This window comes from Ekhidna sp. (genome assembly GCF_965227465.1).
In the GTDB taxonomy this organism is placed as follows: Bacteria; Bacteroidota; Bacteroidia; order Cytophagales; family Cyclobacteriaceae; genus Ekhidna.
Genome location: NZ_OZ245746.1, coordinates 4,086,001 through 4,103,836, shown reverse-complemented (window position 1 = coordinate 4,103,836; position 17,836 = coordinate 4,086,001). Strand labels below are relative to the sequence as shown.

General features: G+C 39.0%; 10 protein-coding genes. 4 read left to right on the top strand and 6 right to left on the bottom strand.

The window, feature by feature from the left end; genetic code table 11:
- Positions 1–76: 76 nt before the first annotated feature.
- Genes ACO05G_RS18065 through ACO05G_RS18055 form a run of 3 tightly spaced genes read left to right on the top strand, consistent with a single transcriptional unit; the run spans position 77 to position 3,737 of the window.
- Positions 77–1,624 (top strand): glycine--tRNA ligase, encoded by a 1,548-nt coding sequence (locus ACO05G_RS18065; RefSeq protein ID WP_421764004.1) that lies wholly within the window; start codon positions 77–79, stop codon positions 1,622–1,624.
- Positions 1,625–1,627: 3 nt separating this feature from the next.
- A complete protein-coding gene (locus tag ACO05G_RS18060; protein ID WP_421764003.1) occupies positions 1,628–2,395 on the top strand; it encodes a zinc-dependent peptidase in 768 nt (255 codons plus the stop codon).
- Between the two features lie 10 nt (positions 2,396–2,405).
- Positions 2,406–3,737: a deoxyguanosinetriphosphate triphosphohydrolase gene (locus ACO05G_RS18055; RefSeq protein WP_421764002.1), complete on the top strand. Its 1,332-nt coding sequence runs from the start codon at positions 2,406–2,408 to the stop codon at positions 3,735–3,737.
- A gap of 17 nt (positions 3,738–3,754) precedes the next feature.
- On the opposite strand, the gene ACO05G_RS18050 is transcribed toward ACO05G_RS18055, so the two are convergent.
- Together ACO05G_RS18050 and ACO05G_RS18045 are read right to left on the bottom strand one after the other, a co-directional pair.
- Positions 3,755–4,450 carry a LytR/AlgR family response regulator transcription factor gene (locus ACO05G_RS18050; protein ID WP_421764001.1) on the bottom strand — a complete coding sequence of 232 codons (696 nt, stop codon included), beginning with the start codon at positions 4,448–4,450 and terminating at the stop codon, positions 3,755–3,757.
- 66 nt (positions 4,451–4,516) lie between these two features.
- On the bottom strand, positions 4,517–6,331 hold the full coding sequence (locus tag ACO05G_RS18045) for a tetratricopeptide repeat-containing sensor histidine kinase (RefSeq protein ID WP_421764000.1): 1,815 nt from the start codon (positions 6,329–6,331) through the stop codon (positions 4,517–4,519).
- A 327-nt stretch (positions 6,332–6,658) separates the two neighbouring features.
- Here ACO05G_RS18045 and ACO05G_RS18040 point away from each other — a divergent pair, with 327 nt between their 5' ends.
- A complete protein-coding gene (locus ACO05G_RS18040) occupies positions 6,659–7,273 on the top strand; it encodes a hypothetical protein (protein ID WP_421763999.1) in 615 nt (204 codons plus the stop codon).
- 61 nt (positions 7,274–7,334) lie between these two features.
- Here ACO05G_RS18040 and ACO05G_RS18035 read toward each other — a convergent pair whose 3' ends face one another.
- The 4 genes from ACO05G_RS18035 to ACO05G_RS18020 form a co-directional block, all read right to left on the bottom strand.
- Positions 7,335–7,700, bottom strand: a complete 366-nt coding sequence (locus tag ACO05G_RS18035; protein WP_421763998.1) for a hypothetical protein — start codon at positions 7,698–7,700, stop codon at positions 7,335–7,337.
- A gap of 96 nt (positions 7,701–7,796) precedes the next feature.
- On the bottom strand, positions 7,797–13,940 hold the full coding sequence (locus ACO05G_RS18030) for a LamG-like jellyroll fold domain-containing protein (protein WP_421763997.1): 6,144 nt from the start codon (positions 13,938–13,940) through the stop codon (positions 7,797–7,799).
- Between the two features lie 149 nt (positions 13,941–14,089).
- Positions 14,090–14,839: a LytR/AlgR family response regulator transcription factor gene (locus ACO05G_RS18025; RefSeq protein ID WP_421763996.1), complete on the bottom strand. Its 750-nt coding sequence runs from the start codon at positions 14,837–14,839 to the stop codon at positions 14,090–14,092.
- Between the two features lie 82 nt (positions 14,840–14,921).
- Positions 14,922–17,717: a sensor histidine kinase gene (locus ACO05G_RS18020; RefSeq protein WP_421763995.1), complete on the bottom strand. Its 2,796-nt coding sequence runs from the start codon at positions 17,715–17,717 to the stop codon at positions 14,922–14,924.
- Between the last annotated feature and the right edge of the window lie 119 nt (positions 17,718–17,836).

Sequence of the window (17,836 nt, the reverse complement as noted above, 5' to 3'; positions counted from 1 at the left end):
CAATTCAAATTAGATAAGTAACAAAATCTTATGTCATTAAAGGCAAAAGGAGATTGCTATCATATCTTTGCGCGCTATGAGCAATACACCTGAAGGAGGAACTCTTAAAAACATTGTATCCCACTGCAAAGAGTATGGATTTATCTATCCCTCGAGCGATATCTACGACGGACTTGGAGCTACTTATGATTATGGTCCAAATGGATCGGAGCTAAAGAATAATATCAAAGCCTACTGGTGGCAGGCGATGGTGAGAATGCATGAAAATATTGTTGGTATAGATGCCGCAATTTTTATGCACCCAACTACCTGGAAAGCCTCTGGACATGTCGACGCTTTCAATGACCCTTTGATTGATAATAAAGATTCTAAAAAAAGATATCGGGCAGACGTACTTGTAGAAGAATATATAGCCAAAATTGAAGGCAAGATTACAAAGGAAGTAACGAAAGCGGCTAAGCGATTTGGTGATGCTTTTGATGAAGATCAATTCAAATCGACCAATCCGAGGGTTGTTGGGTACAAAGAAAAAATACAATCCATTGAAGAGCGGCTAGGTAACGCATTAGGGTCTGGCAATCTTGCTGATGTAAAGGCGCTGATTGAGGAGTTGGAGATCGCTGATCCCGTGTCCGGATCTAAAAACTGGACAGATGTACGCCAATTCAATTTAATGTTCTCAACAGAAATGGGGTCAATAGCAGATGGTGCAGACAAGATTTACCTACGGCCTGAAACAGCTCAGGGAATTTTTGTGAATTACCTAAACGTGCAAAAGACTGCACGCATGAAGCCTCCTTTTGGCATTGCCCAAATTGGAAAAGCTTTTAGAAATGAGATCATAGCACGCCAGTTTATTTTCCGAATGCGCGAGTTTGAGCAAATGGAGATGCAATTCTTTGTTAAACCTGGCGAAGAAATGAAGTGGTATGAACATTGGAAAGAAAAGCGGATCAACTGGCACAAAGCACTTGGTCTTGGTGTTGAAAATTATCGGTTTCATGACCATTTAAATCTGGCGCACTATGCGAATGCGGCATCTGATATTGAATTTAATTTCCCAATGGGTTTTAAAGAATTGGAGGGGATTCACTCCAGAACAGACTTTGACTTAAAATCGCATGAAGAGCATTCGGGTAAAAAACTTCAATTTTTTGATCAGAACACAAATGAGAGCTATGTGCCATATGTTGTGGAAACCTCTATCGGACTTGATCGAATGTTTTTAGCCATAATGTCTGCAGCGTATACGGAAGAAAAATTAGAAGACGGAAGCGAAAGAACTGTGCTCAGAATACCTCCGGCATTGGCTCCAAATAAAGTCGCTATACTGCCACTGGTCAATAAAGATGGGCTCCCGGAGAAAGCGGAAGAAATTTTGAATGAAATTCGATTTGACTTCTCGTTTCAATATGATGCTAAAGATGCAATAGGTAGACGATATAGAAGACAAGATGCAATTGGAACGCCCTATTGCGTAACAATTGATCATCAAACATTGGAAGATAATACAGTGACCATTCGTGAAAGGGATAGTATGAGTCAGGAACGCGTCTCTAGAGAAGGGTTAATTCAAAAACTTCACGATAAAGTAGATCTAAAACATCTGCTCAAAATGATTTAAGATTTGGAATTACTACTCCTTCTATTAATTCCTTTTATCGCCAGATGGGTCATCCGGTTTCAGCAAACCGGCAGATTATTCCCTGCTTTCTTTTTGAGTGCTAAACACAAGGCTTTTTTAGCAAAAAATTTTGAATTTTATCAAAAACTTCCAGCTAAATCAAAGCAAGTATTTGAGCGCAGAGTGGCGCTATTTATTGGCTCAAAGAAATTTATTCCCAGACAAATGGATCTAGTAACCTGGGAAATGAAGGTTTTAATCTCAGCCGCTGCAATTCAACTTACTTTTGGCTTCCCTAAGGTCAACCTTAGTTGGTTTAGGTACATATTGGTTTTCCCGGATACATTTTTTAGCAAAGCAAATCAACAGCATCACAAAGGCGAAGTAAACCCACGTGCTAAAACCATTGTGCTTTCCTGGAAGTACTTTGTAGAAGGTTATTTGGAGTCAGATGGGAGAAACCTGGGACTGCATGAAATGGCACATGCACTGAGATTAGAAAACAGAATAATGAACGAGGAATATAATTTTCTTGACCATGAAATTTTGGAGGAATGGGAGCTGCATGCAAAGCATACCATGCAGGAGATTAAAAATGGAACCGAGAAGTTTTTTAGAGAATATGGCAGTGTTAACAATGAAGAGTTTTTTGCTGTAGCTGTAGAAAACTTCTTTGAAAGACCTGTTGAATTTAAAAAGGTTCATCCGCTGACCTATCAAACACTTTGTAGATTACTGAGACAAGATCCAGTATTGCTCGAAAAGACCTAATTTTTTGTTAATGAATTGGCTACAGCTACTATCTCATAAAAGGCCCGGAGAAACTAAAAGTGTCTCGCATGATCAAACGCGTAGCAGATTCGAACAGGATTTTGACCGTATTATATTTTCGCATCCGTTTCGGAAATTACAGGATAAAACTCAGGTCTTCCCACTCCCAGAAGATGATTTCGTCCACACGCGGCTGACCCACAGCCTCGAGGTATCTGTTGTTGGACGATCTCTGGCAAAAAACGCAGGTGCTCATTTGCTAAATAAATATCCTGATCTCAAAGATTCAGGATACACGGTTAATGATTTAGGAGGTATTGTTGGTGCGGCATGTTTAGCTCATGATTTAGGAAATCCGCCATTTGGTCATTCAGGCGAAGACAGTATCTCTTCCTTTTTCATCACAAATGAAAAAGGGCTGTTTTTTAAGGATAAAGTCACTGATAGTGAATGGAAAGACCTCACCACTTTTGAAGGGAATGCTCAGGGTTTAAGAATCCTCAACGGAAAAGGTAACGGGGGTCTAAAATTAACCTATGCCACTTTAGGAGCATTTACTAAATACCCTTTGTCCTCTTCGTGCGAAAAAGATACAGAACGGAAAAGTCAAAAAAAATTCGGGTACTACCAATGTAATGCTGATCTATTCGGTGAAATGGCATCCGAGATGGGACTTGTGCCACTTGGCGAATCTAAATGGTCCAGACACCCTCTCGCATTTTTGGTAGAAGCAGCAGATGATATTTGCTACCATATCATTGATTTGGAGGATGGCTGCAGACTAGGGCTTGTGTCATTTGAAACAGTAAAGGAATTACTAGCCGAAATAATTGGAGAAAACTATTCAGAGGAAAAAGTTCAAAAAATTGCCTCACAGCATGAACGTCTAGGCACCCTAAGAGCCATGGCAATAGGACAGCTGATACAAGAGTGTTCAGATGCTTTTATAAAGCATGAAGAGCAAATGCTGAAGGGTGCTTTCGATACAGATTTAACAAGTCTAATTCCTTCCTCTGGAGCATTAAAAAAAATCATTCATTTATCTATCGATAAAATTTATCGTTCTAAGCTGGTTTTAGAAAAAGAAGCCGGAGGTTATGAGGTCATTGATAATCTTATTGAAGTTTTTGCTACGGCCGTTTATGCAAAGTACTTTGAAAAACCTCTGCCTAAACACAAGTCTGTCTTAAGATTACTCCCTGAAGAATATGAAGTTCAATTACAAAATGTTGATTCCGTTTATGAGGCGCTTCAGATCGTAATTGATTTCATAAGTGGCCTCACGGATTCGCATGCAGTTAGACTGTATAAAACAATTAAAGGATATCGATTGCCTGTTTAATAAAAACCGAATTTTAATTAGAGCAATGCCAATTGATCGAAAAAATCTTTTCTGTAGGATTTCCCTATGTGTACTTGATGCCCTTTTAGAAACACCATCCCTTCTGAAATAGAGTCTATCGCCTGGAAATTGATCAAATAGGATCTGTGGATGCGGATAAAACCAAGCGGGATAAGTTTTTCTTCAACACTCTTAAGCGTATGACTAATAATGTATTTGTCCTTAACCGTATGAACAATGGAATAATTATCAAAAGCTTCTGCAAGGATGATCTCGTCTGAATTTAGAGATAAAATCTCTTGATCCTTTCGAACAAAAAGTTTCACGGGCTCGGACTTGGTGATGACCTTTCCACTTGATCTTAGGGTGGCTATTTCAATGTTGGCAATAAGATCACTTTCTCCAAATGGTTTTACAATATATCCCGAAGGTTTCACTTTTCTTGCTCGCTCCAAAGTGGCCTGATCATAATAGGAGGTGAGAAAAATAAATGGTACTTTCAGTTTGGGAGCCAAATCTATTCCATCTGTTTCACCTTCAATATTGATGTCGAGCAAAACCACATCGGGTTTGAATTCTGCAACAGCTTCCAATGCAGTGGTTGCTTCGTCTACTACAGCTGTCACTATATATCCGTTCCTTTCCAGTATCCCCGCTATGTCATCTGCAATGAGAGGTTCATCCTCGACTATCAAAATTGATGACTTGTTCATTACACCAATTTAAATCGAGAAATGTTAAATCTGGACGGAAGGGAAATTAAATTATGATCTATGGATTTAGATAACCATTTTATATCTGCTGATGAATATATCAACCACTGTACCTTCATCATTAATAATATTTAGCTCTGCTTTCAATTTTCTGGAGAGAGAACCAATCATCTTCCATCCAAAGGAGTTGGTATTTTTGAGGGATGCTTCATCCAGCCCCTTGCCATTGTCTTTAATGCTGACTCGCAGCTGGTCATTCTCCTCTCGCATACTTAATTCTATGATTCCACTGTTAACTTCTTCAAAGGCATGCTTGAGGCTATTGGTGATTAGTTCATTGACGATAAGTCCCAGGGGAACAAGGGTATCAACATCCAGCTTAATGCCTCCCACATCAATCTTGTAATCAATTTCTTTTTTATTCATTGTAAATGAATGGATAAGCTGTGGTATTAAAGTTTTTAGGTAGTCATTTACATCTACCCCTCGAAGGTCATTTTCCAGATATAACCTTTGATGAATCAGTGACATGGATTTTACCCTGTTTTGACCATCTGTAATTGCCTCTAGTGCAGACTCATTAGAAAGACTCTCTGCTTGTAAGTTGAGCAGACTGGAAATGACTTGCAGATTATTTTTCACCCGATGGTGTATTTCTTTCAGTAGAATTTCTTTTTCCTGAAGGGCCGACGCAATTACCTTGTTTTTCTCAGCCAATAACCCATTACTTTTGTTTTTTTGTTTGTATCTGACTACAAAAAATAATACTAGAAGGAGAAAAAAAGTACTTAACGAAATGAAGATATTTCGTTGATTTGCACGATTCTGAGAAGCAATTACAGCTTGTTGTGCTTCAACTTTTAGCTCATTGATTTCATTCTGTTGCTTTTCATTCTGATACTTTGTTTCCAATGCATAAAGTGACTCTGCCCTTTGATCTTCTTTGAGTTTTTGATATGCATCAAAATGATTCTTTTTGCTGTTGTAGGCATTTTTGTAATCTCCGATGGCATAATAAGCCTCAGCCAGATTTTCGTAACCCAATGATATTATTCTGGCATTTTGAGTACTATCAATCAAAGCCTTGTTTAGCGAAATCAATGTATCCATCCCATTTAAATTGTTATCTCCGATCTTTGTTTCAACGAGGTAATCCAATGTTTGAAGAGCATTCCGGAATAAGCGATTTTCAATCTGATATTTATACCCTTCCTTAAGTAGCGGGTAGGCGCTTTTGTACTGTTTTTTTCTTACATAAAGGTTGGCCAAATTCACTCGCGCCATATTAGCAAGTTCATGATAGGTCCCTGTAGCAGCAGATTTTATCAAAATCTTTTTGAAGAGTATTTCTGCAGTATCAAAAGACTGCTGACTACTAAATATGGATGCTAGATTAATTCCGGACGCAATAAATCGATATTCGTCATTTAGTTCCTGTGCCAGAAGATATGCTTCCAAGTAATATTTTTTTGCTCTTTCATAATCATCTGTTACGTGAAAAGCGACTCCCATATAATGGGCGATATCTTTAAGATGCCGAAGACCATTTGTTTCGGCTATTTGGTAGGCGGCTCGATAGTATTGAAGACACTGATCTAGGTTACCTACAAATACGTCGTAATAGAGACCAAGATTGATCAACGCTTCAACTGTAAGTCGGGGATCACCGGTCTTCGTAGCAAACTCATAATGCAGCTCTGCAATTGTCCCTGAGGAGTCATTTTCAGTCTCATAATAAAAATCAAAGAGTTGTTTATAAGCTTCTCCCTTCAAGCTATCATTAGTGGCTATTTTCAATGCTGCGTATAGTGAATCTACTTGCGAATGAACACAAGTGGTGATTAACATACAGGTAAGAAAAAAGGAAAGCGTTTTTCCCATGGTAGAGGTCAGGTTCTGTTCATGTTAAATTAATCAATTCGATAAGAGGAGATAAATAATAAGCCTTCCTATTTCAGATATAGTGAGCAGCTTGAATTGAAGTTTTTCAATTTTTTGGACAAAAGAAAAGTCTTTTTAGCCAGTGTCTTTAACCTTTTAGTAAGGGGACATCTGGTATTAGTGAAAGACGGCCTAAGAAAATGGCGTTTCATCAATTTCACTAAAAAATTAGTCCCATCCACTTTAACGGACTGTCCTTTTACTAAAAATCACTTTTGAGAAGTATAAAGTACTTGCAAATTGAGGGGCTCATCAAATAAAAATCCTATGAAACGAATATTCAAAATGAACAACTTAGGCCTTCTAGCCATGCTATTTATCTTATTCACTGCATGCCAGGAAAGTCTTGAAATGTTGCCTGAGATCACCTCTCCAGAATCCGGAGGATGGGGTGGGTTACCAACTGGAGTTATTACAGTCGAAGAATTGACAAATGCCCAAGGCTTTACCTACTTTGAGGATATCAGAGGAAATAAATTTGCTTTGCATGAAGGAAATTTTGTTTGCTCCAATGATTTCCCTGAAGCCATGTTTTCAAAGGTTGAAGTTTCCAACCTACATGAGTATCAAGGATTTGTAGAGGACGGTAATGGAGCGAAGATCTTTATTACCCAAGGCATTGCTTTTCGTCCCGCTACTGAATCTGAAATAGATCTATATGCCGCTGGAGATATGGATTGTAGTTTATTAATTAGTAACCGCAGAAGACCCTGTGTCGACGATGAAGGTAGAGATGGATATGAAGAATGTACTACCATTGTTTTCGTATGCATTTCTCATGCTTTTGGACTGCAAGTTGATATTACAGAGGATTGTTTTGGGTGTGGAGGTGAAATCGGTGGAATTGGAGATGAGCCTGAAATAGAACCTTTGTGTTTTTAGAAAAAAACAGATTTAAAAGGCAGCTCTCAAATGAGAGCTGCCTTGATTTTCTGTGACCCTTTTAATCATCTACTGATTTTCCATCTGAATCTAAGATTTCCCAGAAGAGCATGTAGCTAGCCGTACTATCTCGTTCCAGCAATGTCATAGATGTGGAATATTTCCCAGGTTCATTATCTACTTTGAATTTGAATACACCAAGTTTGTCATTTAAACTCACAAAATCATAGTCCCAAACCTCGATTTCGTTCCATCCCTCATCCACTTCCAAAGTCATTCCAATCTCTTCTACATCACCCGTATCGACCCGATGATATTTTTCTCCCTCAGGCCAGATTTTATGACCGTCTTTTTTTAGATACATCTCATCTTTATCTATCTCATCTGGCGTGGTACATTGAACTGATTTTATTCGAATTGTCGGCATGGTTAAAAAGTTTGCTGAATAAAAATACGTAGTAAAAAACAAAAAAAGGCGATCCCCCTCGGGGATCGCCTCGCATGAGCCTTAGCTTATGCTACCTTAGTTTGCCTTAATTATTCTTTTGTTAATCTTCTTATCTTCAACAATTAGCTCAATTACATAGCTACCTGCTGCAAGGTCAGATATGTCAATTTTATCACTTACATTCTTTTCTGATTTCTCTACACGGCCATTAAGCGAGTATATTTTTAGCTCCGAAATGTTTGATATATTGAAATGAAGAAAGTCTGAAGTTGGATTAGGGTAGATGCTTATTTCACTTTCCATATTGTCAGCTGAGAGTGGAATCGTAACTTCAAATGATAGGGTAAGTGAAGCAGCATTGTGATTTACATCACCGACCTGTTCTACTGATACAACCACCGTCCCCTCAGTCCCATCTAACGTTATCGTCTCACCGGATATTGTTGCCGGGCCAGTCACTGTGTAGGTAAGTGGTAGACCGGAATCCACACTGGCAGAAACATGAAATGGATCCTCTGTTGGTAGTTTATCTTCAATAGGCGTAATGGTAATCACTTGATTTGCTTTATTAATGATCAAAGAAGCATCTACCAATGTGATGGAATAGTTTGTCGCTTCTCCACCAGCCAATGTGATAGTGTAAGTGCCTGCATCGCTTGATTCTATTGCGGTAGTAGAAATGGTAGGTTCTGATGTAAGTGCAGTTGCATCTTCTCCGTTTACAAACCCATCATAAGCAAAAGTCAATGTTGGAATAGCATCTCCATAAGTGATGGTTTGGTTATCCGCTGCTACTGTTAGGCTTGCTTTGCTTACCTGAAAAGTTTGCTGAGCTGATGCCGCAAGAAAATCATCATTACCTGCTTGTAGTGCCTCTACAACAACATCCCCTACTCCTGTAATGGATAAGGTGTTTCCAGAAACCACTGCAGGACCAGAAATTACATTGAAAGTAACATCAAGTGTAGAGCTCGCAGTTGCTGAAAGGGTTTGATCACCTGCTCCATAAGTAAGATCCCCGATTGTTGTAAAATCTACGGTTTGTGCTTGTTTGAATTCCAGAACAGTCACTATTGAAGAAGCAGTAGATGCGTTTCCAGAAGCATCTGTTGCTGTAAGAATCACAGTGTTTTCTCCTAAATCCGTAGCTTCAAATGCGCTAATGTCAATACTTAGTGTTGGTGTCCCGCAATTATCTAATGATCCTCCATCTATATCTGATGCTTCAATGCTTGCCATGTTGTTGGCATCCAATCTAACAGTAATATCTTGAGCTAAGGCCGTTGGCACAATTGGATCTTCCACAGTAACAATTGCTGTTTCTGTTGCAGTATTTCCATTTTCATCTTCAACTGTTAAAGTCACTGTATTAGACCCCAAGTCAGCACAAGAAAAGACCGTTTTATCTAAGCTCAAAATCAGATTCCCAGTGGCGGCACAAACATCATTCGAACCATTGTTGATCTCTGATGCTGTTATTGATGCATCTCCATTGGCATCTAGTTGGATGGTAATATCCTGAGTGATCACTGTAGGTGCTGTCGCATCTTCTACGGTTATTGTCACATCAGCATTTGAGGTGTTCCCATTTTCATCGGTGACCGAAAAAGAAACGGTATTATCACCAATATGCGTGCAATCAAAATCTGTTTGACTTAATCCAAAGGTCAGATTGGTGCTACAATTGTCGGACGATGTATTGTTCAATGTGGAAGGATCAACGGACACGTTTCCAGTTGCATCCAGTTGTACAGTTACTGCTTGAGAAGCAATGACCGGTGCGATGTTATCTTCTACTGTTATGGTAGCATCTACAGTAGATTGATTTCCACTTTCATCAGTTACCGTTAACGTGACAGCATTAGCTCCTAAGTCGCTACAAGTAAATGTACTATTGTCCAGACTGAAAGAAAGCGTAGAGGTACACAAATCCGAAGACCCATTATCAAGATCAGAAGCTACAGCGGTTGCACTTCCATTTGCATCTAATTGAACAACTATGTCTTGGGCAACTGCAGTAGGAGCTGTTACATCTTCTACCGTAACTAATGCAGTTGCAGAACCTCCATTCCCACTTTCATCAGTGACTGTCAAGGTGATTGTATTTTCACCTACATCGGAGCATGAGAAATCTGTTTTATCTAAACTCAAAACAAGGTTTTCAGTGGTTGTACAGTTGTCGGTAGAGCCATTTTCTATATCAGCAGTTACAATTGAAACATTACCAGTAGCGTCTAATTGTATGGTTATATCTCGTGTAATTACTGTTGGCGGAATTGTTTCTTCTACCGTGACCGTCGCGGTAGTAGTTGCCTCATTCCCTGCTTCATCCGCTACCGTTAAGGTGACAGTGTTTGCACCCAAATCCGCACAGGTAAAATCCGATTGATCTAAGCTCAAAGTAAGCGATGTACTACAATTATCAGTAGAACCGTTATCAACTGCAGATGCTTGAAGTGTGGCATTTCCATTTGCATCTAATTGAATAGTAACATCTTGAGCCACAGCAGTTGGCATTTCATCATCACCAATTGTAATCTCTGTAGACATTTGTAAACTGCAGATTTCCACGCACGCCAAATTTCCAGTTATTCTATCTTCAACATGATTCATGTCAACCATGATACCATTAGACAGGTATTGTGAATCATCAATGACTGTAGTTCCAGTCCCCGCTTCCTCATTTAAATCAAAAAATGCGACTAGGGAATTTTCATCTTCCGCTGAAATGCAATTCGTATTAAATGATGCAATAGAAGACGCATCTAATTCAGTTTGCCACATCGCAAACTGATCGATCTGGCCTGTGAAATAGCTGGTATTGAAAGATCCGAAGGTCAATAAAGAAGAATTAGCCAAAGTTGTGCCTGTTCCATTATTGGCTGAATTCTCCAGTACTCCATCTACATAGATGCTCCATGTACCTGTAGATACATTGATGGATCCTGCGACATAATGCCACTGATTATCATTGACGGAAGTGGTCGAAAGTCCTGATTGCTTATAGGTGCCTGTACCATCTCTTCCGTCTAAACTCAACTTTCCATTACTGTCGATATAAAGCGCCCAACCATTTGTAAAATCAAACTTACCCGCAATAAAATTAGAGGAACCAGAGGCACTGGTTTTGATCCAAACACCGATGGTCACTTGAGTCGATACTCCACGATTGATATTTCCCAATGAAACATAATCATCCACACCATCGAACTCTAATGCACCTCCAGTTTTATTCAACGTCCCTAAAACATTGTATGTAGTTGTTGCATGTACGGCTCCAGTGTTAAAGTCTAAACCACTCCCTGTTCCAGCAATTGGTCCATCTACGATACTATTGTCACGGCTATCTCGAAGGAAGTAGTTGATGCCCACCACAGAGCTTCCGGTTGATATTGTGCTGCTTGATCCATCAGGGCAAAAAGAAGCATTATTTGTCGCCGTGATGGTTTCATCATTGATAGCTGAACTAATCGTGACTGTGGCTTCTGCCGTAGCTTCATTTCCTGATTCATCTGTAATGGTCAGGATTACAACGTTTTCCCCAACATCTTCGCATGTGAAATTTGTCTTGTCTAAACTATAAGTCAGATTACCTGCACTAGTACAGTTATCTGATGATCCATTGTCAATCAAATCTGGCGTAATGGTTACATCACCTGTGTTTATGTCTATTTGTGCCACGATATCTTGTACTAAAATGGTGGGTAACTCGGTATCTCCAACAGTGATTTCATTGGCCATTTGTAAGTCACAAGCTTTGTCCCCACATGATGGACTTGTGTCCATTGTCCAGTCAGTAGCAGGATCCATACTTACTAGCGTCCCGTTGATGCTTGAAGCCGAATGATCTGTCAACACCGTGCCAGACCCATCTTCAAATGTGAAATGTGCAACAATATCCGTTTCAGTTCCAGTTGGGCATAAAGAGACATTTGCAAGAATAGTGGAAGCGTCTAACGCCACATCCCAAAGCGTAACTTGGTACAGTGACCCTGGTGCATATATTGCCGATTGAGCTCCAATGTTGAAATTTGCTGGTGAAGCCAAAGTTGTTCCAGTCGTGTGTGTTGCTTCGTTTTCAAGTATGCCATCTACATAGATTTTCCACTCTTGAGTGGTGAGGTCTATCGTTCCTGCTATGAAATGCCACTCCCCATCATTTACTGTAGTAGTAGATACACCGGAGGACTTATAACTTCCACTTCCATCTCTTCCATCTATTGTCGCTTTACCATCAGCATTTATTAATAATAGAAATCCATTGATACCGTCATATTTACTTGCCAAAAACATCGAAGAATTGGCAGTTGTTTTTACCCAAACAGCAGCTGTAAGCTGAGTAGATATCCCACGGTTATCCGACCCTGCATTTACATAATCGTTTACCCCGTCAAAATCTAATGTCGTTTGGGTCTGAACCCTATCCTTTTCTGCGAACACATTGAAAGTAGTAGTGTTACTCAAATTACCAGTTACAAAATCAAGCGCATTTCCTGTGCCGGCAATTGGACCATCCACAATGGAATTGTCCTCACTATCCCTTAGAAAATAATTGAATCCAATAACTGAGCTTGCAGTGGAGATAGTAGTACCAGAAGTACCGTCCGGACAGATCGTCGCATTTAGCACGGTAAGTGCTTCGTTATTTACCTCTGAAGTCACTGTGACAATAGCATCTGCTGTAGCACTATTTCCATTTTCATCCTCCACGGTGAGTGTTACTGTGTTATCTCCCGTATCCTCACAGGTAAATCTTGTTTGTGATAACGACATGGTTAAAGCTGAGCTACAATTGTCTGTGCTTCCATTATTAATCATGGTAGGGTCGATAGTCACAAAGCCAGTTGCAGGATCTACATTGACTGATATATTTTGAACTTCAATAACAGGTGCTACCATATCTTCCACTGTAACTGTAGCCGTAGCACTTCCTGTATTTCCACTGCCATCATCAGCTGTAAGGGTTACTGTGTTGGCTCCAATGTCTGCACAAGAAAAATTTGTTTTGTCTAAACTAAGTGTAAGTGGCGCACCACAAATGCCTGTTGTGGGTGTTGCATTGTCAATCTCTTCAGCAGTGATGGTAGCTTGGCCTGAAGCGTCTAATTGGACGGTAATATCTTGTGAAATAACCTCTGGAGCATATGTTACATTGACTGTAGCCATCGCAGTTGATACTGTCTGAGCACCATAGGTTTCTGTTGCTGTCAGAGTTACAGCATTAGATCCTAAATCTGTGCATGTAAATTCTGTTTTATCAATAGACAAGGTAAATGGATCATTGCAATCTGCATTAGACCCATTATCTATATCTTCTGCTGAAATGGATGCGTTTCCTTGAGCATCTAGTTCAATAGTAATATCCTGAACTATTGCTGTAACTCCATTACTACTAGCACAACCTGTTTCATTAAACAAATTAGTAACATCTGTAGCATCTAATGTTCTAGAATAGAATCGGACATCATCTATTGTCTCTTGAAAGTGATTTGTTGAATTCCCATCTTTAATATTGCCGATAGTTATAGGATGAGATAGATTGACAAAACGTTTAACAACAGACCATGGATGATCTGGAGCTGTATACGTTTGATTCTGTGTGGCCTCAAATACCCCGTCAACATATACATTGTATGTGGCTCTAATTGCTGTTCCTTGTCTAAGACCTCCATTTGTAAAAATAGCTATAGTGATATGATGCCAATTCCCATCAGAAATGTTTGATATGGAATTTGTACTTAAATATCCAGTAAATCCGGTGGCTTCATAAACTGTTCCTGAAACAATATTTACAACCTGTTTCGCCCACTGAAAATTTCCAGCAACTCCAATAATACCATTTTGCAAAAAGACATACCATCCTGTTTGTGAGCTTGTTTCTGCTTCGGCATTTCTTTCAGTTTGATCAATGATTACTCTTTTGGTTGCATCGTTGGTTGTTGTCTTAATCCAAAAGCTAACCGAGAGATCGAAATTTCCTTCAGAATTAACTGTCTTTTGTAAGTAATCTCCATTCAGACTCAATGCTCTGTCCGCTCCGCCAGCTCTATCTGATACTACTGTAAGCGCAGATCCAATTTGATCCAGAGAGTCATCTCCACTTGTGTTAACCAAATTGCCACCTATGAATTTGTATTCTGATGTTAATCCTGTTGATGGTATCTGACCAAAAGCTGATAGGCATAATAATGGAATTAGGAATAGAATTAATTTTTTCATGATGTGCGTTGTTATTGTTTAAGGCACATCGAAATTGAAAACTTATCATTATGAATTTGAGGATGAACTTCCGAACTGAGTGTATGGCTTTCCGAAAAATAAGGTCATCAGAATTGGGTCCGATAAAATCTATTTTTTAGTCGACGAATTTAAACCCCCTGCATAAGCTGCAGAAATTCATCCTTTTTATCTTTTGAGATACTTACTGCTTTATCATTTTCCATTACAATGTAGCCTCCATCCGAGGACACATATTGTTTTAGGAATTTTAGGTTGATCAGATATGATCGGTGTGGCTTATAAAACTCGGTTGCATCTGATAGCATATCCACAAAAAACTTTAGTGGCTTGCTTACGAGAATCTCTCCATTACTTGAGGTATATACCTTGGTATACATGCGATCTGCTTCAAGCAAAATTAAGTCTTCAAATTTTACGAAAAGGACACCATTTGAAACCGGAAGTCCTATTTTTTTTACTTTAGAAGCTTGCAGGGTGTTTCTTAATTCTGTTAGTCGTTCATTGATTTGTGACTTCCCAAGCTCGTCTATTGCTTTATCTACTGCAGCCGCCACCTGCTCATCTCTCAGTGGTTTTAGTAAGTAATCCACCGCATTTAATTTGAAAGCTTTTACCGCGTATTCACTGTAGGCGGTGGTGAAAATAACCTGGAATTTAATCTGCTCAGGAGCGAAGAACTCGAATAGCTGTATCCCTGAATACCCTGGCATTTCTATATCTAGGAAAACTATTTCTGGTTCAATTTCATTGATTAGACGTACTCCTTCCTGTAGGTTACCCGCAGAAGAAATTTCTGATATCCGCGGACAATTTTCTTCCAGCAGGAGCTTTAGAAGCTTTCTTGATTTTTCTTCATCATCAATGATTAAAACCTTCATTTCTCAAATTTATTCAATCTACACTGTTCCAATTTAGCCGCCTTCCCAAAGTACCTTCTTAGTTTCCAAAACTGATGCCTCTTTATGAAGTTGGGATCGTCAGTTTTACCTTCGTCCCAATAGCACTACCGTCTTCATTGTACAAGTCAACCGTTTCCTCACCAATTTCTCTTTTAAGGTCTTTATTAATTAAGCTGAGACGTTGCTTTGTTGCACTCGTTGCAAAAGACTGGTGATTGGGATCTCTGCTTCTATTTATTTCCAATGATCTTTTCCTACCTATACCATTATCCTCAATGAGGCAAATCAAATTCCCTTCAGCATCATTTGTTTCGAAGCTTATTTTTAAAATTTTGTTAAACTCTTTATGTAAAAGTCCATGCAGGAGTGCATTTTCAACATATGGCTGAATCAACATAGCGGGTATTTTTTTTTCTAAAGAAATCTTCTCATCCACTATTAACTGATATTTCAGGGTGTCTTCAAAACGCAATTTTTCCAACTCAAGAAATAATTTTAGTGCGGTAATTTCGTCATCGATGGTGATAAACTTCGCCTGACTAAACTGAAGGTAAATCCTCATCAAGTCCGCAAATTTTCCAAGGTATTTTCCTGCCAACTTTCGCTCATTTAGCATGATATACTCTTGGATGGAATTAAGCGCATTGAAAATAAAATGTGGATTCATCTGAGACTGCAAAGCAGTCAATTTTGAGGCATTCAACTCTGCCAATTGATTACTACGGATGGATTGAGCCCTAAGCCTTACCTGATAAATAGCATAACTTCCAACGACAAACACGAGGATCGCACCGCCTATAAACCACCAGGTAAAGTAGAATGGAGCCTCCACCCTGAACTCGATCGACTTCTCGTCAATAATCTGACCCTTATATTTCAATTGTGTTTGAAACGTGTGATCCCCAAAAGTCAATGCACGATACACCACAGAGTTAAGCTCATATGGATTTTCGTTCCAAGATCCTTCATTCAGTCGATAGACATATGATAGATCCGCCATTCGAGCTAAAGAAGGGGCCATTATTTCAAATTTAATTTCGTTTTCTTCAAATGGAACAATAAATGATACCTCAGAAACCCTGCGATCATTGATGGTGACTAACACCTCCTGAATCTTTGGATTCCAATCTTTCTGATCTTTTAAGAACTTTTTTGAAAGCCTTTGTAAACCGGTCTGGTTTAAAAACCATATATAATCAGTATCTACTTGAAAGTCTCGAACTTTTTTGCTGATCAGCCCATCTGATTCACCAAGTAACGTGAGATTTGTTAAATCTGGGTCAAATATTTGAAACCCCTGTTCTGAGGAAATATAAAGGGTATCATTCAAGGATTGAACCTGCCAGACATTATCTGATATTAGCCCATTTTTTTTGTCTAAAAATCGCACAAGAGAGTCATTCTCGACTGCTAATACACCAAATTTTTGGGTAGCCACCAGCATTTTTCCTTTGTGATGTACCAGATCATTTACCAGAAAATTGTTATCTCTGAAACCTATAGTAAACTCACGATCCAGTGAATCTATTCGAACCAATCCTTGAATCGTAGCTACAATCAGCTCCTTGGCCTCTGAGTTATACTCAAGCGACGAAGTACGACCAACAGAGAATATTTTTCTTACTTTTATTGGATCTACAGATATGCGAGCCACATGTGAGTGAGTCCCTATCGCATAGTTGCTTGGACCGAGGGAAACAACATCCTTTACAGACCCTAAAGAGGCGTTTATATGTTTGCCTGCTTTGACATCTAAAATATCAAAAGAATTGAGATCTGTGACCAGGTGATTATTTTCTGGAAAAAATTCCAAAATCTCGATTAACTTTTTAGAGCTCCCCGATAAAATGGTATAATCTCCATCTCTCCATTCGAATACGTGACCATTAGTACTGCCCAAATACAGTCCGCCAGCACCATTAGTCGCTATTCTAGAAAACCTGACATCTTCAGGCCATTTTATCAGCTGCATGTGCGAACCAGGTATCACGATGATGCCATTACCAAAAGTGCCTAAGAGAATATTGTCTTCATCATCTTGGAAGAGGTAAGAAATAAAGTAGTTAGGAAACATTATCCGCTCTGAGTCGGCAACATTTCTGAGGTCATAATTTTTTATTCCAAAACGATTGCTTGCCAGCCATAAATTTCCTTCACTTGCATAAATCCTGCCCGGTTCGTCTGCATCCAGAATGATTTTAATCTGAACATCATCTTCGATTGAGTCAATTTCAAAAATTTTTGCTTCCCCCGGCTCACTAGCATACATTTTATTTCCTGCCATGAAATAGTGCAAGACCCCTTCCAGCTCTATCTGCCTATTCCTAATTTCATACCCTTGCTCATCAACAATTGCTACAGAGTCTCCACTATAATTAATAATCAAATTACCACTCGAAAGTCTCCCCAGTTGAACTATTGCCCCGGAATACGATCTTACATTTTCTATTACGCTAATTTGATTTTCAAATAACCTGTAGCACTTCCTGGAAGAAATTATGAGTTGATTATCCGGTAAAAAATCAAAATTTACATAAGCACCTAAAAGAGAGTCTGGTACAGTGTGGACCAGCTTTAGTTGCCCATCACCTATTGTGAAAATTTGTCCACTAAAATTATTGAAAAAAATCTCACCCTTGTAATTAATGGTAGGATTAAACAGGGAACTACTTTTCTGCTCTGGATGAGAATAGTTTTGAAATTTGTAGCCATCAAAACTAAATAACCCCTTATTTGTGGTGATCCAAAATACATGGTCAGGGGTTTGGTTGATTCCATAGATATCAATTCCGGAGAGTTCATCTGAGCCAAGAAAAAAATGATAATCGTTTTGGCTAAATGCGAATGATCCCCCCATCAAAAACAATAAAAATACCCATTGGCGCATGTTTCAAAAATAGATGAATTCCATCCATGAAAGGACATTTGCCAAGGGTCTAAGAAAATAGTTGATTTTTCTGCTTTTTGAATTCTTTT